The 17419-nt window shown below is 46.2% G+C and carries 16 protein-coding genes; 12 read left to right on the top strand and 4 right to left on the bottom strand.

Annotated features, from left to right (window positions below):
• Window positions 1-168: 168 nt before the first annotated feature.
• The 3 genes from L1076_RS24330 to L1076_RS24320 form a co-directional block, all read right to left on the bottom strand.
• A complete protein-coding gene (locus tag L1076_RS24330; RefSeq protein ID WP_237304651.1) occupies window positions 169-906 on the bottom strand; it encodes an amino acid ABC transporter ATP-binding protein in 738 nt (245 codons plus the stop codon).
• Window positions 903-1574, bottom strand: a complete 672-nt coding sequence (locus tag L1076_RS24325; protein ID WP_038870202.1) for an amino acid ABC transporter permease — start codon at window positions 1572-1574, stop codon at window positions 903-905. The genes L1076_RS24330 and L1076_RS24325 overlap by 4 nt, the downstream gene beginning before the upstream one ends.
• 105 nt (window positions 1575-1679) lie before the next feature.
• Complete coding sequence (locus L1076_RS24320) at window positions 1680-2441, bottom strand: amino acid ABC transporter substrate-binding protein (RefSeq protein ID WP_038875186.1); 762 nt, start codon at window positions 2439-2441, stop codon at window positions 1680-1682.
• 430 nt (window positions 2442-2871) lie between these two features.
• Between L1076_RS24320 and dnaA the strand changes: the two genes are divergently transcribed.
• The 5 genes from dnaA to L1076_RS24295 all read left to right on the top strand — a co-directional run bounded on the left by dnaA (window position 2872) and on the right by L1076_RS24295 (window position 9868).
• The gene (gene dnaA, locus L1076_RS24315; protein ID WP_038870205.1) at window positions 2872-4278 is read left to right on the top strand and encodes a chromosomal replication initiator protein DnaA; all 1407 of its coding nucleotides are present in this window, start codon (window positions 2872-2874) and stop codon (window positions 4276-4278) included.
• Window positions 4279-4341: 63 nt separating this feature from the next.
• Window positions 4342-5442 carry a DNA polymerase III subunit beta gene (dnaN, locus tag L1076_RS24310; protein ID WP_038870207.1) on the top strand — a complete coding sequence of 367 codons (1101 nt, stop codon included), beginning with the start codon at window positions 4342-4344 and terminating at the stop codon, window positions 5440-5442.
• A gap of 9 nt (window positions 5443-5451) precedes the next feature.
• Window positions 5452-6531 carry a DNA replication/repair protein RecF gene (recF, locus tag L1076_RS24305; protein WP_038870208.1) on the top strand — a complete coding sequence of 360 codons (1080 nt, stop codon included), beginning with the start codon at window positions 5452-5454 and terminating at the stop codon, window positions 6529-6531.
• A 13-nt stretch (window positions 6532-6544) separates the two neighbouring features.
• On the top strand, window positions 6545-8962 hold the full coding sequence (gene gyrB, locus L1076_RS24300) for a DNA topoisomerase (ATP-hydrolyzing) subunit B (RefSeq protein WP_038875180.1): 2418 nt from the start codon (window positions 6545-6547) through the stop codon (window positions 8960-8962).
• Between the two features lie 468 nt (window positions 8963-9430).
• Window positions 9431-9868, top strand: a complete 438-nt coding sequence (locus L1076_RS24295) for an Hsp20 family protein (protein ID WP_005440850.1) — start codon at window positions 9431-9433, stop codon at window positions 9866-9868.
• A 150-nt stretch (window positions 9869-10018) separates the two neighbouring features.
• Here L1076_RS24295 and L1076_RS24290 read toward each other — a convergent pair whose 3' ends face one another.
• Window positions 10019-11272, bottom strand: a complete 1254-nt coding sequence (locus tag L1076_RS24290; protein WP_009699313.1) for a valine--pyruvate transaminase — start codon at window positions 11270-11272, stop codon at window positions 10019-10021.
• Between the two features lie 327 nt (window positions 11273-11599).
• Here L1076_RS24290 and L1076_RS24285 point away from each other — a divergent pair, with 327 nt between their 5' ends.
• Genes L1076_RS24285 through L1076_RS24255 form a run of 7 tightly spaced genes read left to right on the top strand, consistent with a single transcriptional unit; the run spans window position 11600 to window position 17417 of the window.
• Window positions 11600-11818 (top strand): Flp family type IVb pilin, encoded by a 219-nt coding sequence (locus tag L1076_RS24285; RefSeq protein WP_009708042.1) that lies wholly within the window; start codon window positions 11600-11602, stop codon window positions 11816-11818.
• A gap of 4 nt (window positions 11819-11822) precedes the next feature.
• Window positions 11823-12260 carry an A24 family peptidase gene (locus L1076_RS24280; RefSeq protein WP_237304650.1) on the top strand — a complete coding sequence of 146 codons (438 nt, stop codon included), beginning with the start codon at window positions 11823-11825 and terminating at the stop codon, window positions 12258-12260.
• Between the two features lie 7 nt (window positions 12261-12267).
• Window positions 12268-13074, top strand: a complete 807-nt coding sequence (gene cpaB / locus L1076_RS24275) for a Flp pilus assembly protein CpaB (RefSeq protein WP_237304649.1) — start codon at window positions 12268-12270, stop codon at window positions 13072-13074.
• A gap of 8 nt (window positions 13075-13082) precedes the next feature.
• Entirely contained in the window at window positions 13083-14411 is a 1329-nt protein-coding gene (locus L1076_RS24270; RefSeq protein ID WP_237304648.1) for a pilus assembly protein N-terminal domain-containing protein, read from the top strand.
• Window positions 14408-14878 carry a hypothetical protein gene (locus tag L1076_RS24265; RefSeq protein ID WP_237304647.1) on the top strand — a complete coding sequence of 157 codons (471 nt, stop codon included), beginning with the start codon at window positions 14408-14410 and terminating at the stop codon, window positions 14876-14878. Before L1076_RS24270 ends, L1076_RS24265 begins: the two co-directional genes overlap by 4 nt.
• 18 nt (window positions 14879-14896) lie before the next feature.
• Window positions 14897-16120, top strand: a complete 1224-nt coding sequence (locus L1076_RS24260; RefSeq protein ID WP_009708047.1) for an ATPase — start codon at window positions 14897-14899, stop codon at window positions 16118-16120.
• 13 nt (window positions 16121-16133) lie between these two features.
• Window positions 16134-17417: a CpaF family protein gene (locus L1076_RS24255; protein ID WP_009708048.1), complete on the top strand. Its 1284-nt coding sequence runs from the start codon at window positions 16134-16136 to the stop codon at window positions 17415-17417.
• The last annotated feature ends 2 nt before the right edge of the window (window positions 17418-17419 follow it).

Genomic DNA, 17419 nt, shown 5'->3' with positions numbered 1-17419 from the left:
AGAAACTCTTTATATAGAGAGAAGCAACCGACGCCTCTCAACAAAGAGGCGGAATTGTAATCACACTCACATAATGTGTCAATGACTCATGAGTACGAAATTCCGGCCGAGCGATTATACGTAGTGTGAGTAAAATCTCAAGGATCGATTGATCTTGATGCTTGATCTTTACTCTATCCCCACTTGGTTAAGGAATTTTTGCAGTTGAGGATCTTGTGGATTATCGAAGATATCTTGTGGAGAACCTTGCTCGACAATGTTGCCTTCGGCCATAAAGATCACTCGGTCAGCGACTTCTTTCGCAAATTGCATTTCATGTGTGACCACCAACATGGTCTGATGTTGGTTAGCTAACTTCTTCATTAATGAGAGAACTTCTCCAACCCATTCAGGATCCAACGCAGAAGTTGGTTCATCAAACAGCAGCAGTTCAGGTTGAAGTGCCATCGCTCGACCGATGCCCACACGTTGTTGTTGGCCACCAGACAATGCCGCTGGATAACTTTCGCCTTTATCACCAAGACCGATGTCATCCAGAATCTCTTGAGCACGCTGAAGTGCGTCGTCTTTCTTCCAACCGCGTACCGTGATCAAGCCCTCTGCGATGTTCTGACGTGCATTCATATGGGCAAACAAGGCATAGTTTTGGAAAACAAACCCAGTGCGGCGTCGCAGGGCTAATACTTCGGCTTTGGTATGCTTTTGTGTGTCGACGGAAATGTCATCAATGGTGATGCGACCTTCATCCGCTTGCTCAAGAAAGTTCACCGTGCGCAGTAGTGTCGATTTACCCGTACCGCTGGACCCTATAATGACGATGATCTCACCTTGTTGGATATCGAGATCAATGCCTTTTAACACTTCAGTGTCACCAAAGCGTTTGTGGATGTTTTCTAATTTGATCATCGTACGTACGCCTTATTCAATTTCGCTTCTGCCCAAATTTGTACTCGCGTCAGAATTACAACCACCCCCCAGTAAATTAGGGCGACAGCAAGAAACGCTTCAAAGAAGCGGAAACTCGATGACGCTTCCATTTGTGCTTTGGCCATGATTTCTGCCACACCAAGAGTGAAGGCGAGGGAAGTCGACTTAATCATATCGATGAAATAGTTCATCAAAGATGGCAATGCAACTCGGGTTGCTTGCGGCAAAATAACACGGCGCATGGCCTGTGGGGTTGTCATTCCAACCGATAAGCTCGCTTCCATTTGGCTACGATCAATGCCGATGATTGCGGCTCGGATGCTTTCCGCCATATACGCGGCAAAATGCAGTGTTAAACCAATCACTGCCGCTGAGAAGGCATCAAGACCGACCATGATCGGGAAGATTTGTGGTAAGCCGTAGTAAAGTAAAAACAGTTGAACTAAAAGTGGGGTCCCACGGAAGAAGCTGATGTAAAGTTGGCTCAATTGATCGAGAACTGGCAGCTTAAATACGCGAATATTAGCTAAAATGATGGCTAAAATCAGTGAAAAGACCAATCCCCATGTGGCCATTTCCATGGTTGTGCCAAGATACTTGAGCAGTATTGGCAGCAGTTCCAACATGTAATTAAAATCAAATCCCATACGACTTACCTTGAGAAAAGAAAAGGTGGAATACGAAGTTCCACCTTGTCATTGAGTTAAAAAAGGACGCGAGATAAAGCTCTGCGTCCTAAAAGAAGAAAAGTTTTACTTAGTGATGTCGGCACCAAACCATTTCACTGAAATCTTCTCTACTGTTCCGTCGGCGCGCATTTCTGCAAGTGCTTTATTCACTTCCGCCTGTAGCTTACGACCTTTTTCGTTATCAACGAATGGCCAAGCGTTTTCAATGGTTTCAAATGGTTCACCCGCCAGTTGCAGCGGTAGACCTGTTTTCTTAATCAGTTCTAGTGCAGACAAACGGTCCATGATGAAGGCATCAGCACGGCCCAGCGCTACATCATGTTCAATACCCGTATCGTAAGTCTTGATGTTAATCTTGCCGTCTTTGTCGTAACTGCGAAGCAACTGTTCAAAGTTAGAGCCTAGGTTAACTGCAACCGTTTTGCCTGCTAGGTCTTCCACGCCTTGGATGCTGTCATTGCCTTTACGTACCGTGATTTGAGCGCCATCTACCACGTATGGATCTGCAAATAGGTATTTCGCTTTACGTGCGTCTGTCATGGTGATTTGGTTCGAGATGGTATCAATACGACCTGTTTCTAGCAGGCCAAACAAACCAGAAAAGTTCGCTGTGACGTATTCGATCTTGTAGTCGTTACGTTTACCGATTTCATCCCACATATCCACTTCGAAACCTTGCAGCTTATCTTGCTTCACAAAGGTGAATGGGAAGTAGCGGCCAGACATGCCTACTTTTACTTCAGTAGCGGCAGTGTCGACAGCTGCTTGAACAGTCGCAGCAGACAAAGCGATGGCTGCAACGGCAACCTTAATCCAGTTTTTCATAATACATCTCCATACTTTTATGGTTGGAAATACTACTGTCAGTTAGCTCAATTAAATAAATAACCAAGTGCAATAACCTAGTCCTGAGAGTAATAAGATCGTATTTGGTATAGAGAGTAGGCAAAAATTAGCAATAAATGATGAAAAAACGATCGAAAAGAGCAGGAGTGGCGATCAAAAAACAACGGTGACGGAAAATTCATACACAGAGTTATCACCAATTACTGGATCTGACGGATTTTGCCCAAATGTGGATCGTTGTGTGGGCAATCTTGGGGCAAGATGTGTTGATCTCTCTATGTTCAGCTAAATAATTGTGAATAACTTAGATCTTATTCACTGGATCGTCGATCAATTGCTGGCGATCTTGGTTATCAACAGGTAAAATTGCCAGTCTTTTCCGATAATTCAAATACTCAGTGGGGGCACCGTGTCATCTTCGCTTTGGTTGCAATGTTTGCAGCAGCTTCAAGAAGAGCTACCAGCTACAGAATTCAGCATGTGGGTTCGTCCGTTACAAGCGGAGCTCAATGACAATACTCTCACTCTGTTCGCCCCAAACCGCTTTGTTTTGGACTGGGTTCGTGACAAGTACCTGAACAGCATCAACCGTTTACTGCAAGAATACTGTGGTAACGACGTCCCTAGCTTGCGCTTTGAAGTGGGCAGCCGCCCAGTTGCAGCGCCTAAGCCGGTACCGACACGTACGCCGGCCGATGTGGCCGCTGAGTCTTCAGCGCCTGCACAATTGCAAGCTCGTAAACCTGTACATAAAACGTGGGATGACGACGCTCAAGCAATCGCGAACATCAACCACCGCTCAAACGTGAACCCGAAACACAAGTTCAACAACTTCGTTGAAGGTAAGTCGAACCAACTTGGTTTAGCGGCAGCACGTCAGGTTTCAGATAACCCAGGCGCAGCCTACAACCCACTTTTCCTATATGGTGGTACGGGTTTAGGTAAAACGCACTTGCTTCACGCTGTAGGCAACGCGATTGTGGATAACAATCCAAACGCAAAAGTGGTGTACATGCACTCTGAGCGTTTTGTGCAAGATATGGTAAAGGCACTGCAAAACAACGCGATTGAAGAATTCAAACGTTACTACCGTAGTGTTGATGCACTTCTTATCGATGACATCCAATTCTTTGCTAATAAAGAGCGTTCACAGGAAGAATTTTTCCATACCTTCAACGCGTTATTGGAAGGCAACCAACAGATCATTCTAACGTCTGACCGTTATCCAAAAGAGATCAGCGGTGTAGAAGATCGTCTGAAATCTCGCTTTGGTTGGGGTCTGACGGTTGCGATCGAGCCACCAGAACTTGAAACGCGCGTGGCGATCTTGATGAAGAAAGCGGAAGACCATCAAATCCACCTAGCGGATGAAGTGGCCTTCTTTATTGCTAAGCGTCTACGCTCAAATGTTCGTGAGCTCGAAGGTGCACTGAACCGCGTTATCGCAAACGCAAACTTTACGGGTCGTCCAATTACGATTGATTTCGTTCGTGAAGCGCTACGTGACTTGTTGGCACTGCAAGAAAAGCTCGTGACCATCGACAACATTCAAAAGACGGTGGCGGAATACTACAAAATTAAAGTGGCGGACCTGCTGTCTAAACGTCGCTCTCGCTCGGTTGCTCGTCCTCGCCAGTTGGCAATGGCATTAGCAAAAGAGCTGACCAACCACAGCTTGCCGGAAATCGGCGATGCATTTGGTGGTCGTGACCACACCACGGTACTGCATGCTTGTCGCAAGATTGAGCAGCTGCGTGAAGAGAGCCACGATATTAAAGAAGATTACTCTAACTTGATTCGCACCCTGTCTTCTTAATCGGTTAGAATGACAGTATTCCAAGCAAATCATTAATTGAGCTGACAGCGTAAAGAGCCAAGCATGAAATTTACTATTGAACGTAGTCATTTAATCAAACCGCTACAACAGGTTTCAGGCGCATTAGGTGGCCGACCGACCCTACCAATTCTGGGTAACCTACTGCTTAAAGTAGAAGATAATGTGTTATCCATGACCGCGACCGACTTGGAAGTGGAATTGGTGAGCAAAGTGACTCTAGAAGGGGATTTTGAAGCAGGCAGCATTACCGTTCCTTCTCGTAAGTTTCTCGATATCTGCCGCGGTCTTCCAGATGACTCTATCATCACCTTCGTGCTGGAAGGCGATCGTGTACAAGTTCGTTCTGGTCGTAGCCGTTTCTCATTGGCCACACTTCCTGCGAACGATTTTCCGAACATCGAAGATTGGCAGAGTGAAGTTGAAGTGTCACTGACTCAGTCTGATCTACGTACACTGATCGAAAAAACACAGTTCTCAATGGCGAACCAAGACGTTCGTTATTACCTAAACGGCATGCTGTTTGAAATCGACGGTACGACGCTACGCAGTGTAGCGACTGATGGTCACCGTATGGCAGTTTCTCAAACACAACTGGGTGCTGATTTTGCGCAAAAGCAAATCATCGTGCCACGTAAAGGCGTACAAGAGCTGGTTAAGCTAATGGATGCACCAGAGCAACCTGTTGTACTACAAATCGGTAGTTCAAATGTGCGTGCAGAAGTGAACAACTTCATTTTTACTTCTAAGCTCGTTGATGGCCGTTTCCCAGATTATCGCCGCGTAATGCCGCAAAGTACCAACAAAACATTAGAAGCAAGCTGTGATGAATTACGCCAAGCGTTTTCTCGCGCTGCCATTCTTTCTAATGAAAAATTCCGTGGTGTTCGCGTGAATCTTGCGGGCAGTGAAATGCGCATTACGGCGAACAACCCAGAGCAAGAAGAAGCAGAAGAGATGCTGGACGTAACCTTTGAAGGTGACGCGATCGAAATCGGCTTCAACGTAAGCTATGTGCTGGATGTGCTTAATACATTGCGCTGTGAAAAAGTGCGAGTGTCGATGTCGGATGCCAACGCCAGTGCGTTGATTGAAAACGCAGACGACGACAGTGCCATGTATGTGGTAATGCCAATTCGTCTATAAGCCATCTGAATGCCACTTTCTCGCCTTATCATTCAGCAATTTCGAAACATTAAAGCCTGTGATATTCATTTATCGACAGGCTTTAACTTTCTTATTGGACCGAACGGCAGCGGTAAAACCAGTGTCTTAGAAGCGATTTACTTGCTCGGACACGGACGCTCTTTCAAGAGCTCGTTGACCGGACGAATCATCCAAAATGAGTGTGATGAACTGTTTGTTCATGGTCGTTTTTTGAACTCGGATCAATTTGAGCTACCTATCGGCATTAATAAGCAGCGTGATGGTTCAACAGAGGTTAAAATAGGCGGTCAATCTGGGCAAAAACTGGCGCAGCTTGCACAAGTTCTGCCGTTGCAGTTGATACATCCAGAAGGGTTTGATCTCCTTACGGATGGACCTAAACATCGCCGTGCATTCATCGATTGGGGGGTGTTTCATACGGAACCCGCTTTTTATGATGCATGGGGGCGATTTAAACGTCTCAACAAGCAACGTAATGCACTGTTAAAAACCGCTAACAGTTATCGAGAGCTCAGTTATTGGGATCAAGAGATGGCTAGGTTGGCTGAAAATATCAGCCAATGGCGTGCGCATTACATCGAACAGATGAAAACTGTAGCGGAAACCATCTGCCAGACATTTTTGCCAGAATTTGAGATCCAATTAAAGTATTATCGTGGATGGGATAAAGACACACCCTATCATGAGATACTAGAAAAGAATTTCGAGCGTGATCAGTCATTGGGGTACACCTTTAGTGGCCCGAATAAGGCTGATTTGCGAATTAAAGTGAATGGAACACCAGTAGAAGATGTTCTTTCACGCGGTCAGTTAAAACTCATGGTGTGTGCATTGCGTGTAGCGCAGGGACAACATCTTACCGAGATGACCGGAAAACAATGTATTTACCTAATTGACGACTTTGCGTCGGAATTAGACAGCCAACGTCGCAAGCGTCTTGCTGACTGCTTAAAAGAGACGGGCGCACAAGTATTTGTAAGCTCTATCACTGATAGCCAAATCGCCGATATGTTGGACGATACGGGCAAATTGTTTCATGTGGAACATGGCAGGATAGAGTCAAACTAGAAGAGAGAAACTCATGTCTGAAAATTACGATTCATCGAGTATTAAGGTACTAAAGGGTCTGGATGCGGTTCGTAAGCGTCCAGGTATGTACATTGGCGACACGGACGATGGCACCGGTCTTCACCACATGGTCTTTGAGGTGGTGGATAACTCAATTGATGAAGCGTTGGCAGGTCACTGTAAAGACATCGTTGTGACAATTCATGAGGATAACTCGGTTTCAGTTACGGATGATGGTCGTGGCATTCCAACAGAATTGCACCCAGAAGAAAAAGTATCAGCAGCAGAAGTTATCATGACGGTACTTCACGCTGGTGGTAAGTTCGACGATAACTCATACAAAGTATCGGGCGGTCTTCACGGCGTAGGTGTTTCAGTAGTAAACGCACTGTCTGAAAAAGTAGTACTGACTATCCATCGTGGCGGTCATATCCATACGCAAACTTACCACCATGGTGAACCTCAGGCGCCACTAGCGGTTGTGGGCGATACAGACCAAACGGGTACACAAATCCGTTTTTGGCCAAGTGCTGAAACCTTCACAAATATCGAATTCCATTACGATATCCTAGCAAAACGTCTACGTGAGCTTTCTTTCCTAAACTCTGGTGTTTCTATCAAGTTGGTTGATGAGCGTGAAGCAGACAAGAGTGACCACTTCATGTTTGAAGGTGGTATTCAAGCATTCGTTGATCACCTAAACACCAACAAAACACCAATCATCGAGAAAATCTTCCACTTCGATTTTGAACGTGAAGATGGCATTGCAGTAGAAGTGGCAATGCAATGGAACGATGGCTTCCAAGAGAACATCTACTGTTTCACTAACAACATCCCGCAACGCGATGGTGGTACTCACCTTGCTGGTTTCCGCGCGGCGTTAACGCGTACGCTGAATACCTTTATGGATAAAGAAGGTTTCTCTAAGAAAGCGAAAACAGCAACGTCGGGTGATGATGCTCGTGAAGGTCTAACTGCAGTTGTTTCGGTTAAAGTGCCAGATCCTAAGTTCTCTAGCCAAACTAAAGACAAACTGGTTTCTTCAGAAGTTAAATCAGCGGTTGAATCAGCAATGGGTGAGAAACTGTCTGAGTTCCTAATTGAGAACCCGACAGAAGCTAAGATGGTTTGTTCTAAAATCATCGATGCTGCTCGTGCTCGTGAAGCAGCGCGTAAAGCTCGTGAAATGACTCGTCGTAAAGGCGCGCTAGACCTAGCTGGTCTGCCAGGCAAGCTTGCAGACTGTCAGGAAAAAGATCCAGCACTCTCTGAACTATACATAGTGGAGGGTGATTCGGCAGGCGGCTCCGCAAAACAAGGCCGTAACCGTAAGAACCAAGCAATCCTACCGCTAAAAGGTAAGATTCTTAACGTAGAAAAAGCACGTTTCGACAAGATGCTATCTTCTCAAGAAGTAGCGACGCTGATCACGGCACTAGGTTGTGGTATCGGTCGTGACGAGTACAACCCGGACAAACTGCGTTACCACAACATCATCATCATGACCGATGCTGACGTCGATGGTTCGCACATCCGTACGCTACTGTTGACCTTCTTCTACCGTCAAATGCCAGAGCTTATCGAGCGTGGCTACGTGTACATCGCTCAGCCACCGCTTTATAAAGTGAAGAAAGGTAAGCAAGAGCAGTACATCAAAGATGAAGACGCGATGAACCAATACCAAGTGGCTTTGGCACTTGATAACGCATCGCTACACGTAAACGCAGAAGCGCCAGCATTGGCAGGCGAAGCGCTAGAGAAGCTAGTTCAGCAATACAACGCAGGTATCAAGCTGGCGGATCGCATGAGCCGTCGTTACCCAAGCGCGCTAGTTCATGAGCTAATCTACACGCCGCGCCTAACGGCAGAGCAATGCCACGACGCTGCAGCAGTAGAAGCGTGGACAAAACAGCTAGTTGAACAGCTAAACGCGAAAGAAGTGGGCGCAAGCCAATACAGCTTCGAAGTTGAGCAACACGAAGAGCTAGGTCTAAACCTACCTAAGATTATCGTACGTACTCACGGTGTGACGCATGACTACGCACTAAGCATCGACCTATTGAACTCGAAAGAGTACAACAAGCTAGCTGAGCTTTCGGAAGCATTAGATGGCCTGATTGAGGAAGGCGCTTACATCAAACGTGGCGAGCGTACTCAGCCTGTAACAAGCTTTGCATCTGCACTTGAGTGGCTAATCAAAGAGTCGCGTCGTGGTCTAAGCCTACAGCGCTACAAAGGTCTAGGTGAGATGAACCCAGATCAGCTTTGGGAAACCACAATGGACCCTGAGACACGTCGCATGATGCAAGTAACAATTGAAGATGCGGTAGGCGCAGACCAATTGTTCACAACGCTAATGGGTGACCAAGTTGAGCCGCGTCGTAACTTCATCGAAGAGAACGCACTTAAAGTAGCAAACCTAGACGTGTAGTCGGACAGACTCAGTCAAATCATACTAAAAACGCCATCTCGCAAGAGGTGGCGTTTTTTATGGGGGTAGAAACGAGATAAAAGAGTCGAGATACGAGAATGGCTGTGCCCTATGAATATGGGAACGCTTCGAGAGGGAGGAATGACCGAGTCGGGGATCTAAAAATATTTTCATCGGAGCCCTTGAAAGCCCATTTTTCGACCTTATATCTAGTTATGAAGAGGGATGGCTAACTTGCTCAACAAGAGAAGAACAGCGCCTCTGGAATCGCTAAACGAGATTGCTCAGGAGAGGATACTCAGTATTAGCACACAACTTGACCCTAGATTCGACATCATGTCCCCGCACCTAAAGAGTAGGTCAGAGGAATGAATCATCGGATCCCTTAGCTCGGCGTTTTCTTGCATAAATGCGCCACGTGGATGACCTTCATCTGGGCTAAGACTATTGCTTAAAAGAGGATAGATTATGCGTAATGTAGATTTCTCACCACTATACCGTAATGCAATTGGCTTCGACCGTCTGTTCAACCTAATGGAAGCAAGCTCTGCGAAGAATACTTCTGGCGGTTACCCTCCATACAACATCGAGCAAAAAGACGAGCACAACTACCGTATTACTATGGCAGTTGCTGGTTTTGCTGAAGATCAGCTCGATTTGACTCAAAACGAAAACATGTTGATCGTGAAGGGCGAGCGTAAAGCCGAAGAAGGTAAAAACTACGTTTACCAAGGCATTGCAGAGCGCGACTTTGAACGTAAATTCCAACTTGCGGATTACGTAAAAGTTGTCGGTGCATCAATGGAAAACGGTCTGCTTCATGTGGATTTAGTTCGTGAAATTCCAGAAGCAATGCAACCACGTAAGATTGCTATTGGTGGCAATAACCTGATTGAAAACAGCTAATCAGCTAAAGATATTTCAGCTAACCACACGGTTATAGAATGAGAAAGAGCGCCTTCCATTATGGAAAAGGGCGCTCTTTTTAGTTTGGGGCTTTCAAAGCCACTATTGCAAGGCCGCAATTTCAAAGAGAAGCGGCTGAGTTCAATCGGTCTATTTACCTTCGCGGTAAGCCTTTTCCACTTCTTCTGCGATAATCGCAATGCCTTTTTGCATCATCTCATCGTCTTGAACGTAGTTCATACGCAAGCATTGGTGTGCATGATCCCATTCGTCCTTCTGACCAATAAAGAAGTATTCTCCCGGAACAATCAAAACCCCACGCGCTTTCAAGCGTTGGTACAGTTCCATTGTCGTAATTGGCAGTTCATCGAACCATAGCCACAAGAAGATAGCACCTTCCGGTTTGTGAATGCGGAATCGCTCATCGGTAATCGCTTCTTGGAGCAGCTCAACCGCACGTTGCGACTTCTGCTTGTAAAACGGCTTAATCACCTCTGAGCTCAGTTTAAGCAGATCGCCTTTACCAATGATGTGGTTTGCCAGCGCTGGACCAACACTGCCCGGTGCTAGGCTGATGATGCCGTTCATATTAGTTAATGCTTGAGTGATTTCTTCACTCGCAATCACAATCCCACAACGCACGCCCGGCAAGCCAAGTTTAGATAGGCTCATGCACAGGATGGTGTTTTCATTCCAGAACGGTTCGACATCTTCAAAAATGATGTTCGGGAAAGGCAGACCGTAGGCGTTATCAATGATTAACGGAATGTTGTTCTCACGTGCTAGCTTGTCCAGCTTACGAACTTCCTCGTCTGTCAGTACGTTACCTGTTGGATTAGTTGGGCGAGACGCACAGATTGCCGCAACAGAGTCATCGACCGTGAGCTGCTCAAAATCGACGTGGTATTTAAACAGACCGTTATCCAACAGCTCGATCTCTGGGTGGTAAGAGACAAAGATATCTTCATCAATACCTGCGTCACCATAACCGATGTACTCAGGCGCGATAGGCAGTAGCACTTTCTTGTGCGAACCGTCTGGCTGTTTACCTGCTAACAAGTTGAATAAGTAGAAAAAGCCACTTTGGCTGCCGTTAGTTAGGCTGATGTTTTTCTCGGAAATATCCCAGCCGTAAGTTTCACGGAATAACTGAGCCAGCGCTTTAACGAACGCATCTTTGCCCTGCGGGCCATCATAGTTGGCGAGGGCGGCGACGAGCTCTCCACTGGCGAGCATTTCCTCACTGGCTTGGCGAAAGTAATCGAGCATGGCAGGAATGGCGGCTGGGTTACCTCCACCGAGCATGATGGCACCTGGTGTGCGCAGACCATCATTTAAATCGTCCATTAACTGCGTGATACCGGAGTACTGATTAAATTTTTCACCAAACTTAGAGAACTGCATGTGTCGTTATACCTAATTCATTGTGATTGCTTTATGTGTCTTAACGCCAGTCTTTGACTGGTCAATAGGATAATCCTTGACCTTACCTTAATGTCTATACGACGCAAAGTGTGAATTAAGCCGAAAAAGAAAAAATCGGACCACAATGATTTTTGTTGTGATTAAGTAAACGTTTTCTTATTCGGAAACTGAATCCAACCTGAATGAAACCTCACTATCTGTCAGAGCAGTGTCAGGCACCATCGTCTAGGTTTGCTCAAAATCCCCTCAATTCTTACTATCTCCTCCGTCATCTTTTTGACGTGTTAGAAAAATTGAGGAGTCAAAATGTTTACTAACCTATTTGTAAAAACACAACTGTTCATCGAATCATTCAAAAACGACGAGCGCGGCGTAACAGCAATTGAATACGCAATCCTAGGCGTGTGTATGTCTGCAATCGTACTAGCAGTATTTAACGATGCACTACGTGAATCTCTACAAGGTGCTATCGATACTATTTCAAGCAACATCACGGCTGCGAACTCTGCTCCCGCTGCTGGCTAATAGCTTGTTGGGAAAACTATGGTGGCTGCTTCCCCTTGCCACCATGGCTTTTATAGCCAGTTATCAAGACATCAAATACCGAAAAATACCCAATGGAGTGGCGTTAAGTGTTGCTTTGCTGGGTGTTTTTTTTGTCTTGAGTAAAGGGGAGTACAGTCACGCACTGTCTTCAATGGTGATATTGGTGATAGGTGCTGTGCTGTTTCAACTACGAATCCTCGCAGCGGGGGACAGCAAATTACTGGCTGCATTTGCACTGATGATTGCACCGCAGTTTTTGCCGTTGACGATTTGGTTGATTGTCACTTTGGGCGGAGTGCTTGCTCTGACGCAGTGGCTCGTTAGCCAAGTCGGTAATCATCCTGCTGGGATGGAAAGAGGCGTGCCTTATGGTGTGCCCATTTGTCTCGGAAGCCTGTTTGGCATCGCTGCATCTTTATAGGTGAACCATGAATTCAAAAGTCATTCTTGTTTTGGCGGCGATTGCCATTTCGGTCGGGCTTTATGGCGTGACTCAATCACAGCCAACTGCTCCGGTTGTACAAACACAACAGCCGAAGAAAGAAGAGAAAAAATTTAAAGTCTGGACGTTAAAGCGCGACCTAAAACGAGGTGAACCACTACAACGTCGAGATTTGGTGATTGAATACTTAACCGAGTCACAAGCGGCGCAACAAGGGATTGATCGCGATATTAAGCTCGATTGGAGCAAGCGCCTAATTGCGGTTGAAGCCCTGAAGCGAGGTGAATGGGTGACGCAAGAGAGGCTGACTTCGCCGGGAGAAAGCGATTACCTCTCTACTATGGCTAAGCCTGGTTACGCGCCGTTCAATATCACGGTGCCGGGTGATGATGTGGTAGGAGGGACGATTGCCGTTGGTGACTTGGTCGATATCTCGGTGATTTCTACCATGGATCAAAATCTCTCGGCAGACAACACCGTGTCGGATATTAAACACCTGACCATGACACCACTAATTGCTCAAGTGCCCGTATTGTACATGACCTCAAAGCAGCGTTCAGTTAGCACCTTGACCGACCAGAAAGCCACTGATGTCACTTTAGTGTTGCAAGTAACTAACCGTCAGTTGGCTAAGTTGTCGGTAGCAAAACGCATTGCAGAAATTACGGTACATAAATCGATTGGTGAGCAGTTTGTGGATGAACTGCATGCGAACTCAAGCGATGTGATTCGTTTTGCTGATGAAAGGCAAACCACGAAAACCCAATCGATCAAAGAATATCGATTCAACTAGGAGGCAAGATGAAAACCATAACTCGATTTAGCATCTATTGCTTAATGCTTGTTTCCACGGCTTTACAGGCTCAGGGCATAACGACGCTTTCGGCTGGTGGCGCAAGAACCCTATCGTTTAAAGCTGAAGTTGATTCGGTGTTTGTTTCTAACCAAAAAGTGGCGGACTACCAAGTTATCGATGCTCACAAGGTGGTGTTACTGGGTAAATCAGAAGGTGAAGCATCGTTCATCGTGTTTGACCGTGATGGTTTTGAGCTTATCAACCAAACCCTGATTGTCAGCAAAAGCTACCGCAATATTGAGCAGCAAATTCAAGTGCAGTATCCATACTCTGATGTTCAAGTTAACGGTATTGGTAGCAATGTTGTATTGAGTGGTAGTGCCGTTTCAGACAATGAACGCGACAACATCTACACCTTGGTGGGTGAGTTGTTGGGTAAGTCTTCCAGTAACCATGATTTTGAAATGCCAGAACTCGATAGTTCGACTGACGACCTTCAAGTGGATTTTATGTCTCGCCCTACCTATCAAGGTGTGGTGAACAACATTGAAGTCACCGCGACGAAGCAAGTTAACGTCAAGTTGACCATTGCAGAAGTCTCCCACAGCTTTATTCAAGATTTTGGTATCAAGATGGGCTCTGGCGGTGATGTTGGCATCTTTGTCGATCAGTTAACCAGCTTTAGTGCCGATGACATTGTTTCTGTTATCTCAGCTGTCGGTTCTGACAAGGTAGGCCAAGTGCTGGCAGAGCCAAATCTGTCGGTTATTTCTGGCGAGCAAGCAAGCTTCTTAGTTGGTGGTGAAATGCCTGTAGTAACGGTGGTCGACGGTGCCAGTGATGTCGATTACAAGGAGTTCGGCGTGCGATTAGACCTGATGGCTAAAGTGCTGCGTGACGACAAAATCAAATTGGCACTGTCACCAGAAGTAAGTTCTTTGGATAGCACCTACACCAGCGAAGTGTTTGATTTACCGGCTTTCAAAACTCGTCGTGCACAAACCACCGTTGAATTAGGTGATGGTCAAAGCTTTGTTCTGGGTGGTTTGCTTAATAGTGAGGAGCGTGAATCGCTGACACGAATTCCTTTTATTGGTGACATTCCTGTTTTAGGAGCGCTGTTTCGTCACACAGGAACAGAACGCAACAAAACCGAGCTGATTATTGTGGCAACCGTCAACTTGGTGAAACCAGTGAAAGCCAATCAAATCCAGCTACCAACCATGGAAAAAACCAGCTCGTTACGACGCTTTTTTGCACTTGATGGTAGTTATGACAAAGCTCAAGACCAATGGGCTGGTGAGGTTCTTAACGCGGGAGGTTTCCGTCAATGAAAAACTGGATGTTAGCGCTATTTGCGATTACAGCACTATCCGGCTGCGCCGACCATATTGTTGAACCTCGCGGGACCAGCATTGCACTTAAACCGACAGAATTTAACTTTGCGGTACAAAGTCAGGACCAAGTTTATGCCATGAATAAGCTCACTCAGTTTGTTCGTAAGTATCCGAATCAAGCGGGCAGTAAATGGCAAATCACGAGCTACAACGCCCAAGGTAAAAAGTTGGCGCAGCATTACCGCATCGTACTGTTGCAGCAAGGCGTGGCGGCTGAACAGTTAGTGCTCGAACATCGCCCGGAGTCTCATCGCTTTGATGTGCAAGTATCGGTGATTCAGCTTCAAGCTCAGCTTGAGGTATGCCACCAAGAGGTTATCGGTGGTTACGGTTTGGGTCACCTAGGTTGTTATACCGATGGCAGCCGTTGGCAGTCGATGGTTAATCCGCAGAATGCGCTTTGATATTGAGGGACACTCATCATGTTTGATTTAGTGGATAAGTTGAGTAAGAGCACGCCAAATCACACTCAACAAAAAGAAAATAAGTGTGCGTTCTTGTATCAAACCGCTGCGTGCAAAGACTTAGTTCATAAGGCGTTTCGCTTTGAAGGCTTAGTCGAGCCAATTACGGTGAACAACCAAGAAAAAAACTACCCAGAATTGCATACGCACTCAAGTGTGGAAGTGGTGATTGTTGAGCTGAATAAAAGCCAAAGCGTGGTTGAAGATGCAAAAAACATTGCCCATCAACTGCCTACACATGTGTCGGTTGTGGTCGTTGGCAGCGAAGATGCGATCTCAACGATTCGTGCATTAAAACAGCTTGGTTTCTATTACCTATTTTGGCCTGCGACCGACAAAGAAATCATGGAGTTTTACCATGGTGTACGTCGTAACCGTCAGCAGCAAAGTGGTGTGGCTTCGAATCGAAAAGCAAAACAAGTGGCGTTTCTTGGTGTGAAAGGCGGTGTTGGAACGTCTTTGATCGCCAGTGAAGTAGCACGTTCATTGGGGCGTCATCATAAAACGCCTACCTTGTTGGTTGATCACACCTACACCGGCAGTAATATCGATGTGCTTTTAGGTTTGCAGAAATTCAGTAAACGCAGTGTACGAAAAGGTACTTTGGTATCGAGCATTGATGGTGATTTCGCCACTAGCTTAGTACAACGTTTGGAACGAAACCTTGCGATTTTAGGTTTGGAGTCGGATGCGTTTACGCGTGCTGAGCTGCATGAATATACCCAAGCGCTCAAAGAGCAAGTGGTTAAGAACCATTCATTTGTGATTGAAGACTATTCACATACCGTCACCACAAATGAAGAGTTCGATCGTGCAGTGGCTGAGATTGATACGTTAGTGGTGGTGTTTGATGCCACGGTGTCGTCGCTACGAGAATTAAACCGCGTAGTGTCTGAGCTAGAAACGCGCTATCCAGAGCTGCCGCTTCTTACCGTGATGAATCAATCGCGTCCAGACAATGCGGCCTCAATCAGTATGTCTGATGTCAGCAAGTATTTCGGTCGCAAAGCCGATTGCAAAATAGAGTTTGACCACAAAGCGAACCATTACCTACTTCAAGGTCATCAACTGATTGATACCAAATCAGAAATGCAGCAAGGCTTGAGTGATTTAGTCGCATTGCTGGTGGGTGATAAGCCACAACAAAAACGTTCTTGGGTACAAGAACTGTTTAGTCGCTAAAAAGGAGTAGGGAATGCAACATTCTAAACAAACCTACATCCACCTGCGTGACCAAATTTTTAATGCTTTGGATGCATCAGTACTAGAAAGCTTATCGAAAAGTGACCTAGAACGTCAGTTAAGTAATGCGGTCGATATGTTGGTCAGTCGCGACCAGCTATCAGTTTCTTCTCTGGCGAGAAGCGAATATGTCGTGAGCATGATTCACGAGTTAGTAGGCTTGGGACCGCTTCAGGTCCTGATGGATGACGACACCATTACCGACATCATGATCAATGGCCACCAGCAAGTGTATGTCGAGCGCTTTGGTTTAGTACAACAAGCGGATGTGCATTTTCTCGATGAAAAGCAACTCGCAGATATCGCGAAACGTATTGCCAGTCGTGTCGGTCGTCGTGTTGATGAATCGTCACCTACGTGTGATGCGCGCTTAGAAGATGGCAGCCGCGTAAATATCGTCCTGCCGCCAATTGCCATTGATGGCACTGCAATATCGATTCGTAAGTTTCGGCAGGAAAGCATTGGCTTTGCTGACTTAGTTGAATTTGGCGCATTGAGTCCTGAAATGGCTAAGTTGCTGCAATTGGCTGCGCGTTGTCGCCTGAACATTCTTGTCGCCGGTGGTACAGGATCGGGCAAAACAACGTTGTTGAATGCATTGTCTCAATACATCTCGCAAGGTGAACGAGTAGTGACGATTGAGGACACTGCGGAGCTGAGACTGCTTCAGCCTCATGTGGTTCGTATGGAAACTCGAACAGCAGGTATAGAAGGCTCTGGTGAAGTGAACTCACGCGATCTGATGATTAACTCGCTGCGTATGCGTCCAGATCGCATCATTGTTGGTGAGTGCCGTGGTGCTGAAGCGTTTGAAATGTTGCAAGCGATGAACACAGGCCACGATGGTTCGATGTCGACGCTGCATGCTAACAGCCCACGTGACGCCCTTGCCCGAGTGGAATCCATGGTCATGATGGCAACCAATAACCTGCCACTAGAGGCGATACGCCGCTCTTTGGTAAGTGCAGTGGACCTCATTATACAGGTCAATCGCCTTCATGATGGTTCTCGCAAAGTGATGAGTATTACGGAAGTGATTGGTATGGAAGGGCAAAACGTTGTGCTTGAAGAACTGTTTTGCTTCCAATCTGATCCGCATCATTACGAAGGCAAAATTACCGGCCGTTATGAAACGACGGGTGTTATGAGCCGCTCAGTTTTGTTTGAAAAAGCACGTTTCTACGGAGTGGACAAAGATCTCGCTGACACCATCAGTGCGATTGAAGCAGTGGGGTAAGG

Source organism: Vibrio sp. MMG023 (genome assembly GCF_021654215.1).
Taxonomy (GTDB): Bacteria; Pseudomonadota; Gammaproteobacteria; order Enterobacterales; family Vibrionaceae; genus Vibrio; species Vibrio jasicida.
Note: the sequence above shows the minus strand (reverse complement) of the source record. Positions and strands in the feature narration are given on the sequence as shown.